12 protein-coding genes are annotated in these 12,620 nt (G+C 46.4%); 1 reads left to right on the top strand and 11 read right to left on the bottom strand.

Features of this window, described 5'->3' with window-relative positions:
• Positions 1-3: 3 nt before the first annotated feature.
• The 9 genes from MKY01_RS29605 to MKY01_RS29645 form a co-directional block, all read right to left on the bottom strand.
• Positions 4-1,599, bottom strand: a complete 1,596-nt coding sequence (locus MKY01_RS29605) for a spore germination protein (protein WP_339284578.1) — start codon at positions 1,597-1,599, stop codon at positions 4-6.
• 175 nt (positions 1,600-1,774) lie between these two features.
• The gene (locus tag MKY01_RS29610; protein WP_339284580.1) at positions 1,775-2,110 is read right to left on the bottom strand and encodes a hypothetical protein; all 336 of its coding nucleotides are present in this window, start codon (positions 2,108-2,110) and stop codon (positions 1,775-1,777) included.
• A gap of 44 nt (positions 2,111-2,154) precedes the next feature.
• On the bottom strand, positions 2,155-2,856 hold the full coding sequence (locus MKY01_RS29615; RefSeq protein WP_339284582.1) for a pirin family protein: 702 nt from the start codon (positions 2,854-2,856) through the stop codon (positions 2,155-2,157).
• Between the two features lie 199 nt (positions 2,857-3,055).
• A complete protein-coding gene (locus MKY01_RS29620) occupies positions 3,056-3,469 on the bottom strand; it encodes a DoxX family protein (protein WP_339284583.1) in 414 nt (137 codons plus the stop codon).
• A 50-nt stretch (positions 3,470-3,519) separates the two neighbouring features.
• On the bottom strand, positions 3,520-4,380 hold the full coding sequence (locus tag MKY01_RS29625) for a M56 family metallopeptidase (protein WP_036667841.1): 861 nt from the start codon (positions 4,378-4,380) through the stop codon (positions 3,520-3,522).
• A gap of 1 nt (position 4,381) precedes the next feature.
• Positions 4,382-4,798, bottom strand: a complete 417-nt coding sequence (locus tag MKY01_RS29630; RefSeq protein WP_017691824.1) for a BlaI/MecI/CopY family transcriptional regulator — start codon at positions 4,796-4,798, stop codon at positions 4,382-4,384.
• A gap of 208 nt (positions 4,799-5,006) precedes the next feature.
• Entirely contained in the window at positions 5,007-6,470 is a 1,464-nt protein-coding gene (locus MKY01_RS29635; protein ID WP_339287290.1) for a catalase, read from the bottom strand.
• A gap of 288 nt (positions 6,471-6,758) precedes the next feature.
• The gene (locus MKY01_RS29640) at positions 6,759-7,565 is read right to left on the bottom strand and encodes a winged-helix domain-containing protein (protein ID WP_036612804.1); all 807 of its coding nucleotides are present in this window, start codon (positions 7,563-7,565) and stop codon (positions 6,759-6,761) included.
• On the bottom strand, positions 7,541-7,936 hold the full coding sequence (locus MKY01_RS29645) for a transcriptional repressor (protein WP_036612807.1): 396 nt from the start codon (positions 7,934-7,936) through the stop codon (positions 7,541-7,543). Before MKY01_RS29645 ends, MKY01_RS29640 begins: the two co-directional genes overlap by 25 nt.
• Before the next feature lie 273 nt (positions 7,937-8,209).
• Between MKY01_RS29645 and MKY01_RS29650 the strand changes: the two genes are divergently transcribed.
• Positions 8,210-9,322 carry a diguanylate cyclase gene (locus MKY01_RS29650; RefSeq protein WP_339284584.1) on the top strand — a complete coding sequence of 371 codons (1,113 nt, stop codon included), beginning with the start codon at positions 8,210-8,212 and terminating at the stop codon, positions 9,320-9,322.
• A 141-nt stretch (positions 9,323-9,463) separates the two neighbouring features.
• Here the strand turns inward: MKY01_RS29650 and MKY01_RS29655 are convergent, their stop codons facing one another.
• The gene (locus tag MKY01_RS29655; protein ID WP_047840782.1) at positions 9,464-10,402 is read right to left on the bottom strand and encodes an aldo/keto reductase family protein; all 939 of its coding nucleotides are present in this window, start codon (positions 10,400-10,402) and stop codon (positions 9,464-9,466) included.
• 153 nt (positions 10,403-10,555) lie between these two features.
• Complete coding sequence (locus MKY01_RS29660) at positions 10,556-12,193, bottom strand: histidine kinase dimerization/phospho-acceptor domain-containing protein (protein ID WP_339190897.1); 1,638 nt, start codon at positions 12,191-12,193, stop codon at positions 10,556-10,558.
• Positions 12,194-12,620 lie beyond the last annotated feature (427 nt).

The raw sequence follows: 12,620 nt of genomic DNA on the forward strand, positions 1-12,620 counted from the left end.
GGTTCACCACCCTTCCTCAGCTTCAGGGGAACCGTTGATCTTTTCGGTCATCCGTTTCTGATCCCGATGTACCGTAGAAGGACGATTGATCATTTTCCACCATGGCACACGAATGAGAATGTCTTTGGTATCTGTTTTACTGTACGGGCTAAGACCGGAAAGATATGGGACACCGAACGAAGTCATCTGTGTCAGATGCACCGAAATCAGGACCAAACCGATTACAATCCCGTATAGTCCGAGCATACCTGCCAGTAACATGATCGGAAATCGCAGCAGACGCACCGTAATCGCGAAGTTAAATCGCGGAATCGTGAAGGAAGCTATACCTGTCATGGATACGATAATAACCATCGGTGCGGATACAATCCCAGCTTGAACTGCGGCCTGTCCGATCACGAGTGCACCGAGGATACTGACAGCCTGACCCACTGTCTTGGGTAACCTGACCCCCGCTTCCCGGAGAGCTTCGAACGACAGCTCCATGATGAGGGCTTCCACCAAAGCCGGAAAAGGTATAGCCTCCCGTGCACCCGCAATACTCAGAATCAGCGTAGTTGGTAGCATGTCCTGATGAAATGTTGTAATAGAGATATACAAGGCTGGCAGGAACAGAGCGATGGCTACGAATAGGAAGCGAATCCACCGCACCAGATTACTGATGAAGAATCGCTCGTAATAATCCTCGCTGGCTTGCAGCATCTGCCACATCGTGACTGGAGCAATCAGCGAGAATGGGGTTCCATCTACCATAATGGCAAAGCGTCCTTCCAACAGATTGCCTGCAACGGTATCCGGCCGCTCCGAATAGTGCATCTGAGGGAAAGGGGAATACGGATGATCTTCAATCAGTTCCTCGATATAACCCGTCTCCAGGATGCCATCAATATTGATTTTTTCCAGACGTTTCTTGACATCTTGAATCGTTTTTGGGTCAGCAATACCTTCCAGGTAGGTCAGCACAATATCTGTCTTGGTATCTGTGCCAAGAGTCATACTCACCATCTTGAGAGCAGGTGTTTTCAGCTTGAACCGCAATAAGGCCGTATTCACACGGAGCGTTTCGGTAAATCCCTCCCGCGGACCCCGAATGACGGATTCTGTCTGCGGTTCCTCCACACCACGTCTGACGCCACCTTTGACATTGAACATCCAGGCTTTGTTACTTCCATCGACCACCAGAAGGGCAGAGGATGCCAGCACCCCTTCTGTCGCAGCAGCCCAGGTATCCACTCGCTTCACCTGTGTTAGCTCAACGGTTGTATCATCCAGTGGAACATCAGGTTCATCTGTACGTTGCTGCACCAGCCCTCGAATAATCGGTCGCAGCATGTGTTCCTGGATATCAGCCGAATTGACAATACCTTCAATATAGACGAGAAGTCCTTTCACTTCAGGCGTAATCATGACGTTGCGAAAAACCACATCCGAGCATTCGGAGAATATCTCCTTTACCGCCTTAATCTGAATTTCATGTACTGCACTAATTGGCTGCCGAAGAAAAGGCGGGGACGGCAGTCCCAAAGGAATATGTTTTTTTTCTTCTGAAGCTCGTCCCGGTTGTCGGGACTTGTCTTTCCCAGATGTTTTGTCCGCCATATGCCGCCCCTCCATTCTTGTTTTTTATACAAGGTAGCTTGTGCCAGACAGCGGGGAATTATGTGGTCTTTTTTGTAAAGTTACGATTAAATTCTCTGAGTTCAGACAGCAAAAAGGCCTCTGTATTTAACAGAGACCTCCTTAACTATTCGAAAACCTGTTCAAGCTATTTTAGTTAATCCGCAAAATAATCTTCAGGCACATAACGAATCTCCGACTTCGCATAGATGCTTAGCGTGTGACTCTCCCTGTCGTATACTACCCGTTCACCATCGGCGTAGTACCAGTGTTTCAAAAGGGGCTGGTCCTTGCGTTGGACGAAGCGAAATACGTTCAGTTCCTGTCTAAGCTCCATAATCTGTTCCACAATCTGCTCGTCCAGACCCGTAACGGTAAACATGAAGCCTGTACCCTCCTGTTGGAACCGATAGGACAGGGAATCTGTTTTGCTATTAGCTAATCCTCGCCCGGTCACCGCATGTTTGACCATAAACCATTCCTGTTGCGCCATACGTGTATATCCTCCTTCATCTTGGAGTTCATTTCATCAGCCATCTACGGCAAATCAATAATCATATAGAACGTATCTTCGTTTCCTTGCAGTTCGATTGAATCCTGCTGTTCCACACGAGCCGTGTCGCCTTTGTTCAACAGGTACTCTGCGTCCAATCCCAGCTTGCCTTCGATGGAGAAAATGTACATTCGGCGGCCTGCATCCTGATTAAAGGTTAACGTTTCGTCTTTGGCTAATCGGCCAAGGTAGATCGTCATATCCTGATGAATGGTCGCAACTCTTGGTCCCCCATCTGGGGATACAATCGGCACGAGTGCTCCTGCCAATGCCGCTGGATCAAATGATGTCGTCTCATAGGAGGGCTCCAACCCTTTTGTCTGTGGCATGAACCAGAGCTGAAGCAAACGTACTTCTTCGGTATCGGATGCATTATGTTCGGTATGAATCATGCCACTGCCTGCTGACATCCGCTGGATACCGCCAAAGCCTGTAACGGCTACATTCCCAAGGTTATCTTCATGTCGCAACTTGCCGTTCAGTACGATGGATACAATCTCCATATCACTATGCGGGTGAGCCCCAAAACCGCGACCAGGCGCGATCACATCGTCGTTCGCTACCCGCATCGGTCCAAACGCCGTATTCTCCGGGTCTTGGTATTCTCCGAAAGAAAAGCTGTGACTACCACGGAGCCAGCCTCGATCGAAGCTGGAGCGGGCATCGGATGGAATGACGTTAATCATAAAATGCATCCTCCTTATTTTTTCTTAGTAGCATACTTATTCTCATTGTAACAAACCACAGGCATGTCGTCCAAACGAAAAAAGTTCTCTACTGATCAGCCCGGTTCGCAAATCAATTCCCGAACCGGCCTGGCCAATAAAGAACCTCGTTACAGGACTCATCCTGCACTTCATAATTTTTTAGCGATCGTTAGTCAATTCAAGCACTCACATTTTGGCGAGCATTCCCCTGTCTGGAGAACAGATAATCCACGGCCAGGAGGCGGCTTCCTGTGAAGAGCAGTGTCAGGGAACCCGCAAGTAGCAGGTAATCTAACTCGGTACCACTCAGGAACGGCTCACCCACTTTGGCTGTAAACAGAACGCCAACCATCACGATTGCAAACAGGGCAGCAAACACACGTGTTCCCAGGCCCAGAATCATCGCTACACCACCTACCAACTCAATGATGGCTACAACGGATGCAAGAAATCCGGGAATACCAATGCTTTCGAAAAAACCTACCGTACCGCTGATTCCATCTTCGAATTTACTCCAGCCGTGCAATACAAAGATCAAACCGATCATAATCCTTGAGAAAAGTAATCCAATCTCTACACTTTTATTATTCATGTTCATCTTCCTTCCTCATTATATTCGACTTCACATGTAGCCCAATTAATCTATCCGATGGACCAAACAAACAAGATAGACAGCAATAGAAAAACAGTAGCCGACATCAGAACAGCATAACGTGGCAACCTCAGCGTCACGTCCTGTTCCGGGTCCAGCAGACGTGAAATGCGGACATTCACCGACGTATCCGCAAATGAGGATTGAACGGTCAGTTCTTTGGCCCCCCAAGGTTCAGGACAAGCACGGAGCAACTTGAGCAAAGCACTGCCAATGCCTGCCACATTGCCTGTACGCTCAATGGCCTCATTGTCTGCCAGAATTTCTCTAACAATATTGTAATGTTTCGAAGTATGCTTCAATACAGGAATATACGGCATCATGATTGCAAATACCGATAACAGTGTTGTCTTCAGTGGGTCACGGTGCCACAGATGATGGACTTCGTGGTACACAACTGCAGTCTCCTCTTCTGCATCCAGCATCGTCAGAAGCCCCGTGGAGAGTACGATGCAAGGTCTCCATAAACCAATTGTAAATGCAACTGGAGAATGCTTGTCCACCACAATGAATCCCGGCTGTCCGAGATGGTGATACTTGGACTCCAGTTCGCGAGACAATGCACGCACCTCCATGGAGCGAAGTTTACGTACGGCTGCTCTGGTTTTCATCATACGCACCATTAACAACCAACCTGTTCCCGCAAATGTCAGCAATACCAGTGCCAGCAGGAAATGTCCCACAGATAACCATCCCAGTCGACTCATCCAATGATTGCAGAGCCAGAGCAGGTTAAACGGGATATCCCAGCCAAAAATTTTGTACATCGCGTACATGAACATCTGCATGAACACGAGTAACGGAATGCCAAACCCGACGGTAAACAAAAGTTTCGAGCGGGTCTTCCACATCTTAATCGCTATCCTTTTTCCATTGTTTGATCTTCTGTTCCAAGCGTTCAATCAGACCCGCATCTGCTTCGTCCAGCGCATCCAGCATATGATTCAATGCCAAAGCTCCGAATTCATCTACCAACTCATGTGACAGTTCCTTGGATTGGTCGTTCATAAACTCCTCCTTGCTCTGTACCGGTTGGTACAAAGATGTTCTGCCCTTTTGTGACTTTCCGAGAAGTCCCTTGTCTACGAGCCGGTTCATCACGGTCATGACTGTATTAAAATTGACGTCTTTGTCTTGTTCAAGTGCGGTCTGCACTTCACGGATGCTGCTGCCAGGACGAGCCCATAAAATGTCCATAATCTTGGCTTCCAGCGGACCGAAAAATCGGTTGAGCCCACGCTCACCCACTTTGAAATTGTGTATTCTCATTTTCTGACACCCCTCACACTACCCATTGTAGTGCCATCAAATGAGAAGTCAACCTCTATGTCAGCTATTTTATGTAAATGATTTGTAAATTTGTTTTCCATTTCAGTAAAAAAGGCCAAAGACCGGGAAATTCCGCACGTTCGCGGTTTTCCCGGTCTTCAACGAATATCAGTCCGTATGATGTTGTAGAATATGATCAAAATGTGCTTTATTTTCCATCCTGTGACGGCATATGTGCAGAAATATCCACGCCGAGTCCATGAGCCAAACGTCCGCCAAGCTGTCCATCCGCTCGGAAGAAGTGGCACAGGGCACGCATTTGAATATCAACAGATACGCCCTTAAGGTCATTGATCAGATTATCAAGCAAATGCTGCTGCTCTACAGGAGTAAATGAACGGAAAAGCTCCCCTGACTGCGTATAATCATCCGTCTTCTCGATTTTCTCTCTTGTAACATGCCCTTGCAACGGAACCTGACTGTCCCGGTATGCCGGATCTTCTTGCGGGCTGTTTCCTGAACTGTTGGGTTCATAGTTCACCGGAGATGGGTCCTGATTCACATTCATGAGTCCATCACGCTGATGATTACGAACGGGTGCGTACGGGCAATTCACCGGAATTTGCAAATAGTTCGGTCCAAGCCGGTGACGCTGTGTATCTGGATAGGAGAATAGGCGTCCTTGCAGCAATTTGTCTTCGGAAGGCTCAATTCCGGGTACAAGCGCACTAGGAGAAAAGGCCGCCTGTTCCACTTCAGCAAAGAAGTTTTGCGGATTCCGATTCAGGGTCATGGTCCCTACCGTATGGAACGGCAATACATCTTCAGGCCATGTTTTGGTTGGATCGAGCGGATCAAAAGCAAAATCATCCATTTGCTCAGGCTTCAAGAGCTGTACCTGAAGCTTCCACTGTGGGTACTGCCCGTTCTTGATATGTTCATGCAGGTCCCGGGTAGCATGATTAAAGTCTTGCCCCTGTACCTCGGCAGCTTCCTGACGAGAGAAGCCTCGCACGCCTTGTGCAGACTCCCATTTGTATTTCACATAGTGGACCTGTCCCTGTGCATTAATCCATTTGAAAGCATGTACGCTGAAACCATCCATCTCCCGATAACTTGCTGGTGTGCCCAGATCAGAGAACAACCAGGTCATCATATGTGTTGATTCCGGTGAGAGGGTCATAAAGTCCCAATATCGAGCAGGTTCCTGAATGTTTGTATCCGGAGCCGGCTTCAAGGAATGCACCATATCAGGGAACTTCATCCCATCACGAATGAAGAAAACGGGCAGATGATTACCGACAATATCATAGTTGCCTTCCCGTGTGTAAAATTTGACGGAAAATCCACGTGGATCTCGTGCAGTCTCTGGTGATCCCGTACCATGAATAACGGTTGAAAAACGAACCAGCACATCCGTCTCCGTACCTGGATCTTGTAGGAAGTCAGCTGTTGTATAAGCCTTCATACTCTGCTCCAGCGTGAATACACCATGAGCTCCGGCACCTCTCGCATGTACGACTCTTTCGGGAATACGTTCACGGTCAAAGTGGGCTATTTTCTCAATGAGATGGTAGTCTTCAAGCAGTGTCGGCCCTCTTCTGCCTGCTGTGCGGGAATTCTGGTTGTCACCTACAGGTGCTCCCTGATTCGTTGTCATACGTTCTGTCATCATGTCGTCCTCCTCTAATGGGTCTCACGGCTGTTATATATCTACTATTAAAATCATATTCGGCTTCGGTTTAAATATACATTTAGACTTGATCTAACTGTTAAATTGATTCTAACATGTCCCACTCTACTCTTGCATGAGGTTCACATGAGATTAAGATGAGGTTCTTCAACATTCATGAATGAACTATGAACATGTTTTAAGGGAATGATTCAGATCTGCCTCTCTATTAGGTAGTACCCGAAAAAGCATGAAGTGAAAGATAAAATTTGGGCAAAAAAAAGCGGACTAATCCGCCAGGCGGTAGCCCACTCCTCTTACTGTTACAATATATTGCGGCGAAGACGCATTATCGCCCAATTTTTTGCGCAAGCTTTTGATATGAACATCGACCACATTACTTCCACCCGTAAAGTCCGTCTCCCAGATATCGCTGAGCATTTCCTCACGGGAAATGACTGCACCTTTGGCATCAATCAGTTTGAGTAACAGATCATATTCGGTCTTGGTTAGATGAATCCGGTTATTATCGCGCTGTACACTCATCCGTTCACGATCAAGCCACAGATCTTTGAATCCGATACGGTGCCCTTCCTCAGGTAAAAAACCACGGTTGGGCAGAGCAGGGCTGTTGCCAATCATGCGCTGCACTCGGTAAAGTGCTTCCTGCGGGCGTGCAGGCCACACCAGCAATTCCTCCTGAAGCATCGGTCCACTTGCACTGCCAATCATCTTCTCACCAACCAGATACAAACAAGGGGTTGTATGCTCAGCCTCACGATTCAATCGGCTGCTAATGCCGGCAAATGCATCGATAGTTCCAGCAACAGACAGATCATAGATCAACAGATCAAAGACAAGGCGCTCATGCAGATCCGGTTCCCAGCGATGGAAAACCAGTACATCAAAGCAGCTATCCGTTAAGGCCTTTACCAGTTCATGAACCTGCCCCGGCATCGGGCTGATCAGAATAACACGCCGTGTAACCGGACAATTGTCCACAAGAGGTGTTGAGTCAGACAAGGCTGGTTTAACCCTTAGGGGTAAACGGCGGCCAGGCAATTTTATTTTTACTTGATCCGTTTGTTTCTGCATTCCCCGCAGACACCTCCAAAGACCACATGAGCATGATCGATTGCATATCCGGTTTCTTCAGCTACCTGTTTCATCCATTGTGGAGGAACCTCTGTCATCACCTCGTCCACTTTGCCGCACACTTCACACATAATATGCTGATGATCATCCATACGGGCATCGTACCGGCTTGCTGTCTCTCCGAGTTTAAGTTCCCGTATCAACTCTTTGTCCGTCAAATAACGAAGAGAATTATACACCGTACCATAGGCCAGATTATATCCTTGTTCCACGAGTCGATTCATGACATCAGCAGCTGTCGGGTGATCCTCTGAATGGCGCACCACATCATATACTGCTTGTCGTTGTATCGTCAGATTTAAAGTTCTCACAACCATTTCTCCTTTATTATTGATCCATTTTATATGAAATCAGACACTGATCTTCTACTTATGATGGTCTTCCCAAAAAGAAGGAATACATTTTGATTTAGATTAAGTATAAATCTCATTGTATATTGAAGTCAATATCACTCTAACATCCTGTATATGCAAATAAAACATCTTTCCCAGCAATCCCCTCATAAATTTGGGATAATATGGTTCGCTACAGCACCAATTTTCAGATAAAATATAGGGATGTGCGTAAAAAGGGGGGAATGTCGGTTGTTTAGCACTTTTTTCATTAATATCTGTGTCATGATTACGTTTATGTATGTGTCCGGGATCATCGCAAAGTTCTATAGTATCCGATTGCCTTTTCCCTCGTTACGTGTTCAGTTGATCGGCGGCTTATTGTTCGGTATATATGGCACAGTACTCATGAACTATTCATTCCCTCTGAACGAAACTACGATTGTAGATCTACGGCATCTGGCCATCGTTACCGCAGCGGTATATATGGGAGGATTGGCTTCGGTCGTTACGGGACTCATGATCTCGATCATTCGTATTCTGATGTTCGGCTTATCATCCTCTGCCATAGATGCAGGTTTTGTCATGACTCTGATCGGACTGTCCGGTGTATACTTCGCCTATGCTCCTTGGTCCAGACTGACCAAAATAATTACAATGAATCTGCTTGGCATGACATTAATCTTTATCATCCTTATGTTGAACACGGACAGCATGAATTCATTAATGAAGATATATCCGTTACAAATGACCATTTCTTTTGCCGGTGGAATATTTATCTATTTCATTGCAGAATTCATTAATAAATCCAATGAAATGTTATTTCTATTGGAAAAAAGAGCTTCTACCGATCATCTTACCAACCTGAGCAATCGACGACAGTTCGAAAAATCACTTCAACTGGAACTCCAGCGTGCGCGGGATTACCAACAGAAGCTTTCCTTGCTTGCCATTGATATTGACCGATTCAAAAAGGTAAACGACACCTATGGTCATTCCGCTGGCGATGCGGTCCTGAAGCAACTTGGACAACTGCTTGTTGAGCATGCACGTTCTGCTGATATCGTGTCACGAAATGGTGGGGAGGAATTCGCCATTCTCTTGCTCGACTGTGGACACCGTCAGGCCGTGGCTACCGCCGAATCTATACGACAGGCTGTAGAGAAATACCATTTTGCTCTGCCCGACGGGCACACGACACGTCTAACCATCTCCATTGGTGTAGCCGTATATCCCGATCATTGTGATGATCATGACGATGACGACTTCTTCGAACAGGCCGATCGTGCTTTATATGAAGCCAAGAATACAGGGCGTAACCGTGTATGTGCCTTAACTTTTCGCTCCTTTCCTCTTACACTTTAAAGTAAGATCTAACCTTTCAATAAACTAACCTTTCAACGTTCTCCAAAAAGAGGGATGTCTCGTTCGCCTATTCAGGCGCACAGGACATCCCTTTCTTTATAGATCATTAGATATCATCTCAGCTTGTGTGCTGACAGGAGATCAAGCAAGGATACTCTCAATCTCCTCCACAATGGCAGCATCCAGCTTCACGCCAGATGCAGCCGCGTTCTCTTTTACCTGCTCGGGACGACTCGCCCCTACAAGTGCACTGGATACATTGTTCTGGCGCAGAATCCAGGCAAGGGCCAGTTGGCCAACCTTCAGATCCAGCTTGTCCGCCACTTCAATCAGTTGACGAACTTTCCCGATACGATCCGCATTGATCTTTCCTTCGTCCCATCCTAGCTTGGCAGCACGGCTATTCTCTGGGATATCGGAAACGGACGTATATTTCCCGGTCAATAGACCTTGAGCAAGCGGGGAGTATACAACTTGTCCGATGCCTTTACGCTCACCGAGCGGGATAATCTCATTTTCGATATAACGGTCAAACATGTTGTACACCGGCTGATTGACCACGATACGATCCAGGAGCAGACGGTCTGCTGTACCCAACGCAGCTTCCATCTGAGCCGCAGTCCATTGGCTGACGCCCACATATAACACTTTGCCTTGGCGTACCAGATCATCGAGCGCGCGGAGTGTTTCTTCAATTGGTGTTTCGGTATGATAACGATGGCAGTAATAGATATCCACATATTCAACGCCCAGGCGCTTCAAGCTGGCTTCACATTGCTCCTTGATATGTTTGCGAGACAACCCCTGGTCATTCGGACCATCACCCATTTTGCCAAATACTTTGGTTGCAAGTACATAAGAGTCACGGGAATATGCTTTGAGCGTCTGCCCCAGCAGTTCTTCTGCTGCACCCCGTTCATATACATTGGCAGTATCAAAAAAGTTAATGCCTTCATCAAATGCAGTTTCAATTGATTTCACCGCATTCTCACGTTCCACATACCCTCCGTACGTCAGCCAGCTTCCCAGACTGATCTCGCTTACTTTCAGTCCGCTTCCACCTAATCTGCGATAATCCATTGATTGCATATCCTCCTCTGTTGGTTATAAAGATGAAGTTCACTTTCTATTGTAACGTAACCAGCTCGGAATAAAAGGGCTTTGGCTCAGAAAATGGAAAATGAAAAAAAGCGCACCTATAAGGTGCGCCGAATAAAGATCTATGATCATGATCTAAGGCAAAGTAATGCTCAAAGCATTCAACAGATCAGCCTGTCTGACCGGCTTGGTCAGAACAGCATCAAAGGCTTCTGCTTCATGCAATTCAATGTGCATACCATAAGGAACAAGAACAATGACGGGCAGATTCTCCAGTCGCTGTTTCAGTTCATGTACAAAATCAACCGCGCCGCCTTCCATTAATCCCATATCCACAACGGCTACATCCGGCATGAATCCTTCCTTGATCCAATCATGCGCTAATGTCACACCCGAGGTCATGTGTACCTCCATCTCCCACCTACGCATCAGGGAAGAGACACCTTGCAAAATATCAGGGTCCTTGGCAAGCAACACCTTTTTCCCTTTTAACCGTTGCTGAACACTTGCGAGTTGAGGTAACTCCCAGTATCTGCGCAATGGAAGGGAGATGTTGAATTCCGTCTCATTTTCCTTCACACTGCTCACCTGAATACGGCCATGCATGAGAATGGCAAGATTCTGGCTTACAGCTAAACCCAGATTGCTTCCAATCAGTTTTTGGATATTCAAATTTTCATCTTGGCTGTTAAAGGTTGGTGTCTTCTTGTCCGATAACATCTGACCCGTGTACTTCACCTTGAGCTGAAGTGTACCGTTCTCCTCCAATTCTTCTCCGTTCACCACTGCTGTGATCAGAACGGAACCTTCACGCGTTGAATCGAGAGCATACTGAATGACGTGTGCAAGCAACTGTCCAATCTTGACTTCATCACCAACGAACACTTGAGATACATTCAGTTCAAGATTTAATCCCAGCTCAATGTTCTTGCCCGTCGCAATCCCGGCATAGAGATACACGGTATTCTCAATGGTGCCTACCAGATCAAACGGATCATCATGTATAACCGTTTTACCTGCTTCATTAATGTTGAAATTCATCATATTATTCAGCAAGGAAAGCAGAATATTGCCGCTTGTCTCAATCATGTTCACATATTCGGACTGCTCCTCAGGCATATCCGGTGTGCGCATCAGATCTGTCAGTCCCAAAATACCGTTCAAAGGATTGCGAATCTCGTGACTCATTAGCTTCAACATCTGTGTTTTGGTCATAGCCTCAGATTCGGCACGTTCTTTCTCTGCCTGGAGCTGTTCTTGCATTTGTTCCGAATCACTCAGTTTCCGCTCCTGAACATGCAACGTGCTTTCCAGATCAACAACATAACCCAGGAATACAGCCATCGCCTTCAGTGTCTTCATATCGGTTTCGCTGATCACATAACCAGGATCATCCATCAGACAGATGGTGCCAAATGTTTCGCCCGATCTTCTCATAATAGGCACGCCCACGAAGAAGCGATTGCCAAGTCCGCTCGTAACGCCCATGGATCGTGTCATCGGATGTTCACATGTATCCGGGATCGTAAGAACGCTACCGTTGTCTCTTAATACCAGGCTGCAATATGAATCCGTAAATGGAAGTGCACTGCCTTTAACAACTAACTCTTCCGTACGATTAAAGGCCTCCAAAATGACATTGGTCACCCCGTCATTCGTGGCAACAAAGATGGTATTGACCTTCAATATACCACTTAATACGTCTACGATATGAGCCGCAGCTTCCTTTATATCTTCATAGAAGCCTCTTGTAATGCCTTCTGCCGTCCCCATGATTCACCCCTCTTATCTTAGCTGCACTTTCAAATCTGTATTTCAGAATGTTTAATCACGTACAGGGGTCATCAAAAATCCGAATAGCTGTCACAATCTATACTTATATGATTAACACCGTAGAAGTATAAGAGAATCATACTCCCTGCCTATTGCCCATTTGTGGACAAAAACAGGTCTTAAACGGATGGTTTAACGACCGCGAATTCATTGCAACTCGCCTTTTCAGCTTGATTAAAGTCCATCTTGTCCGACTTCGGATATTATACTTGCAGAATAACTAGAAATTATACGCTTCCGCTCAGACTTTGGGAACCTTTATCCGTAGCAATTAAAGGAAAGTCCACTTTGTTCAGTAAGCTGTGTGATCATTATCACACCCAAAAAACCACATATAGTTTATAAATGGATAAGACGAATCTACATA

The sequence above is a fragment of the Paenibacillus sp. FSL R5-0486 genome, from assembly GCF_037975155.1.
Classification (GTDB): domain Bacteria; phylum Bacillota; class Bacilli; order Paenibacillales; family Paenibacillaceae; genus Paenibacillus; species Paenibacillus amylolyticus.

What these genes read in the sequence shown, in the direction of transcription:
- MKY01_RS29655 (WP_047840782.1), bottom strand. Translation starts at nt 10,402, where the DNA reads ATGGATTATCGCAGATTAGGTGGAAGCGGACTGAAAGTAAGCGAGATC.
- MKY01_RS29660 (WP_339190897.1), bottom strand. Translation starts at nt 12,193, where the DNA reads ATGGGGACGGCAGAAGGCATTACAAGAGGCTTCTATGAAGATATAAAG.
- MKY01_RS29630 (WP_017691824.1), bottom strand. Translation starts at nt 4,798, where the DNA reads ATGAGAATACACAATTTCAAAGTGGGTGAGCGTGGGCTCAACCGATTT.
- MKY01_RS29615 (WP_339284582.1), bottom strand. Translation starts at nt 2,856, where the DNA reads ATGATTAACGTCATTCCATCCGATGCCCGCTCCAGCTTCGATCGAGGC.
- MKY01_RS29605 (WP_339284578.1), bottom strand. Translation starts at nt 1,599, where the DNA reads ATGGCGGACAAAACATCTGGGAAAGACAAGTCCCGACAACCGGGACGA.
- MKY01_RS29635 (WP_339287290.1), bottom strand. Translation starts at nt 6,470, where the DNA reads ATGACAGAACGTATGACAACGAATCAGGGAGCACCTGTAGGTGACAAC.
- MKY01_RS29610 (WP_339284580.1), bottom strand. Translation starts at nt 2,110, where the DNA reads ATGGCGCAACAGGAATGGTTTATGGTCAAACATGCGGTGACCGGGCGA.
- MKY01_RS29640 (WP_036612804.1), bottom strand. Translation starts at nt 7,565, where the DNA reads ATGCAGAAACAAACGGATCAAGTAAAAATAAAATTGCCTGGCCGCCGT.
- MKY01_RS29620 (WP_339284583.1), bottom strand. Translation starts at nt 3,469, where the DNA reads ATGAATAATAAAAGTGTAGAGATTGGATTACTTTTCTCAAGGATTATG.
- MKY01_RS29625 (WP_036667841.1), bottom strand. Translation starts at nt 4,380, where the DNA reads ATGTGGAAGACCCGCTCGAAACTTTTGTTTACCGTCGGGTTTGGCATT.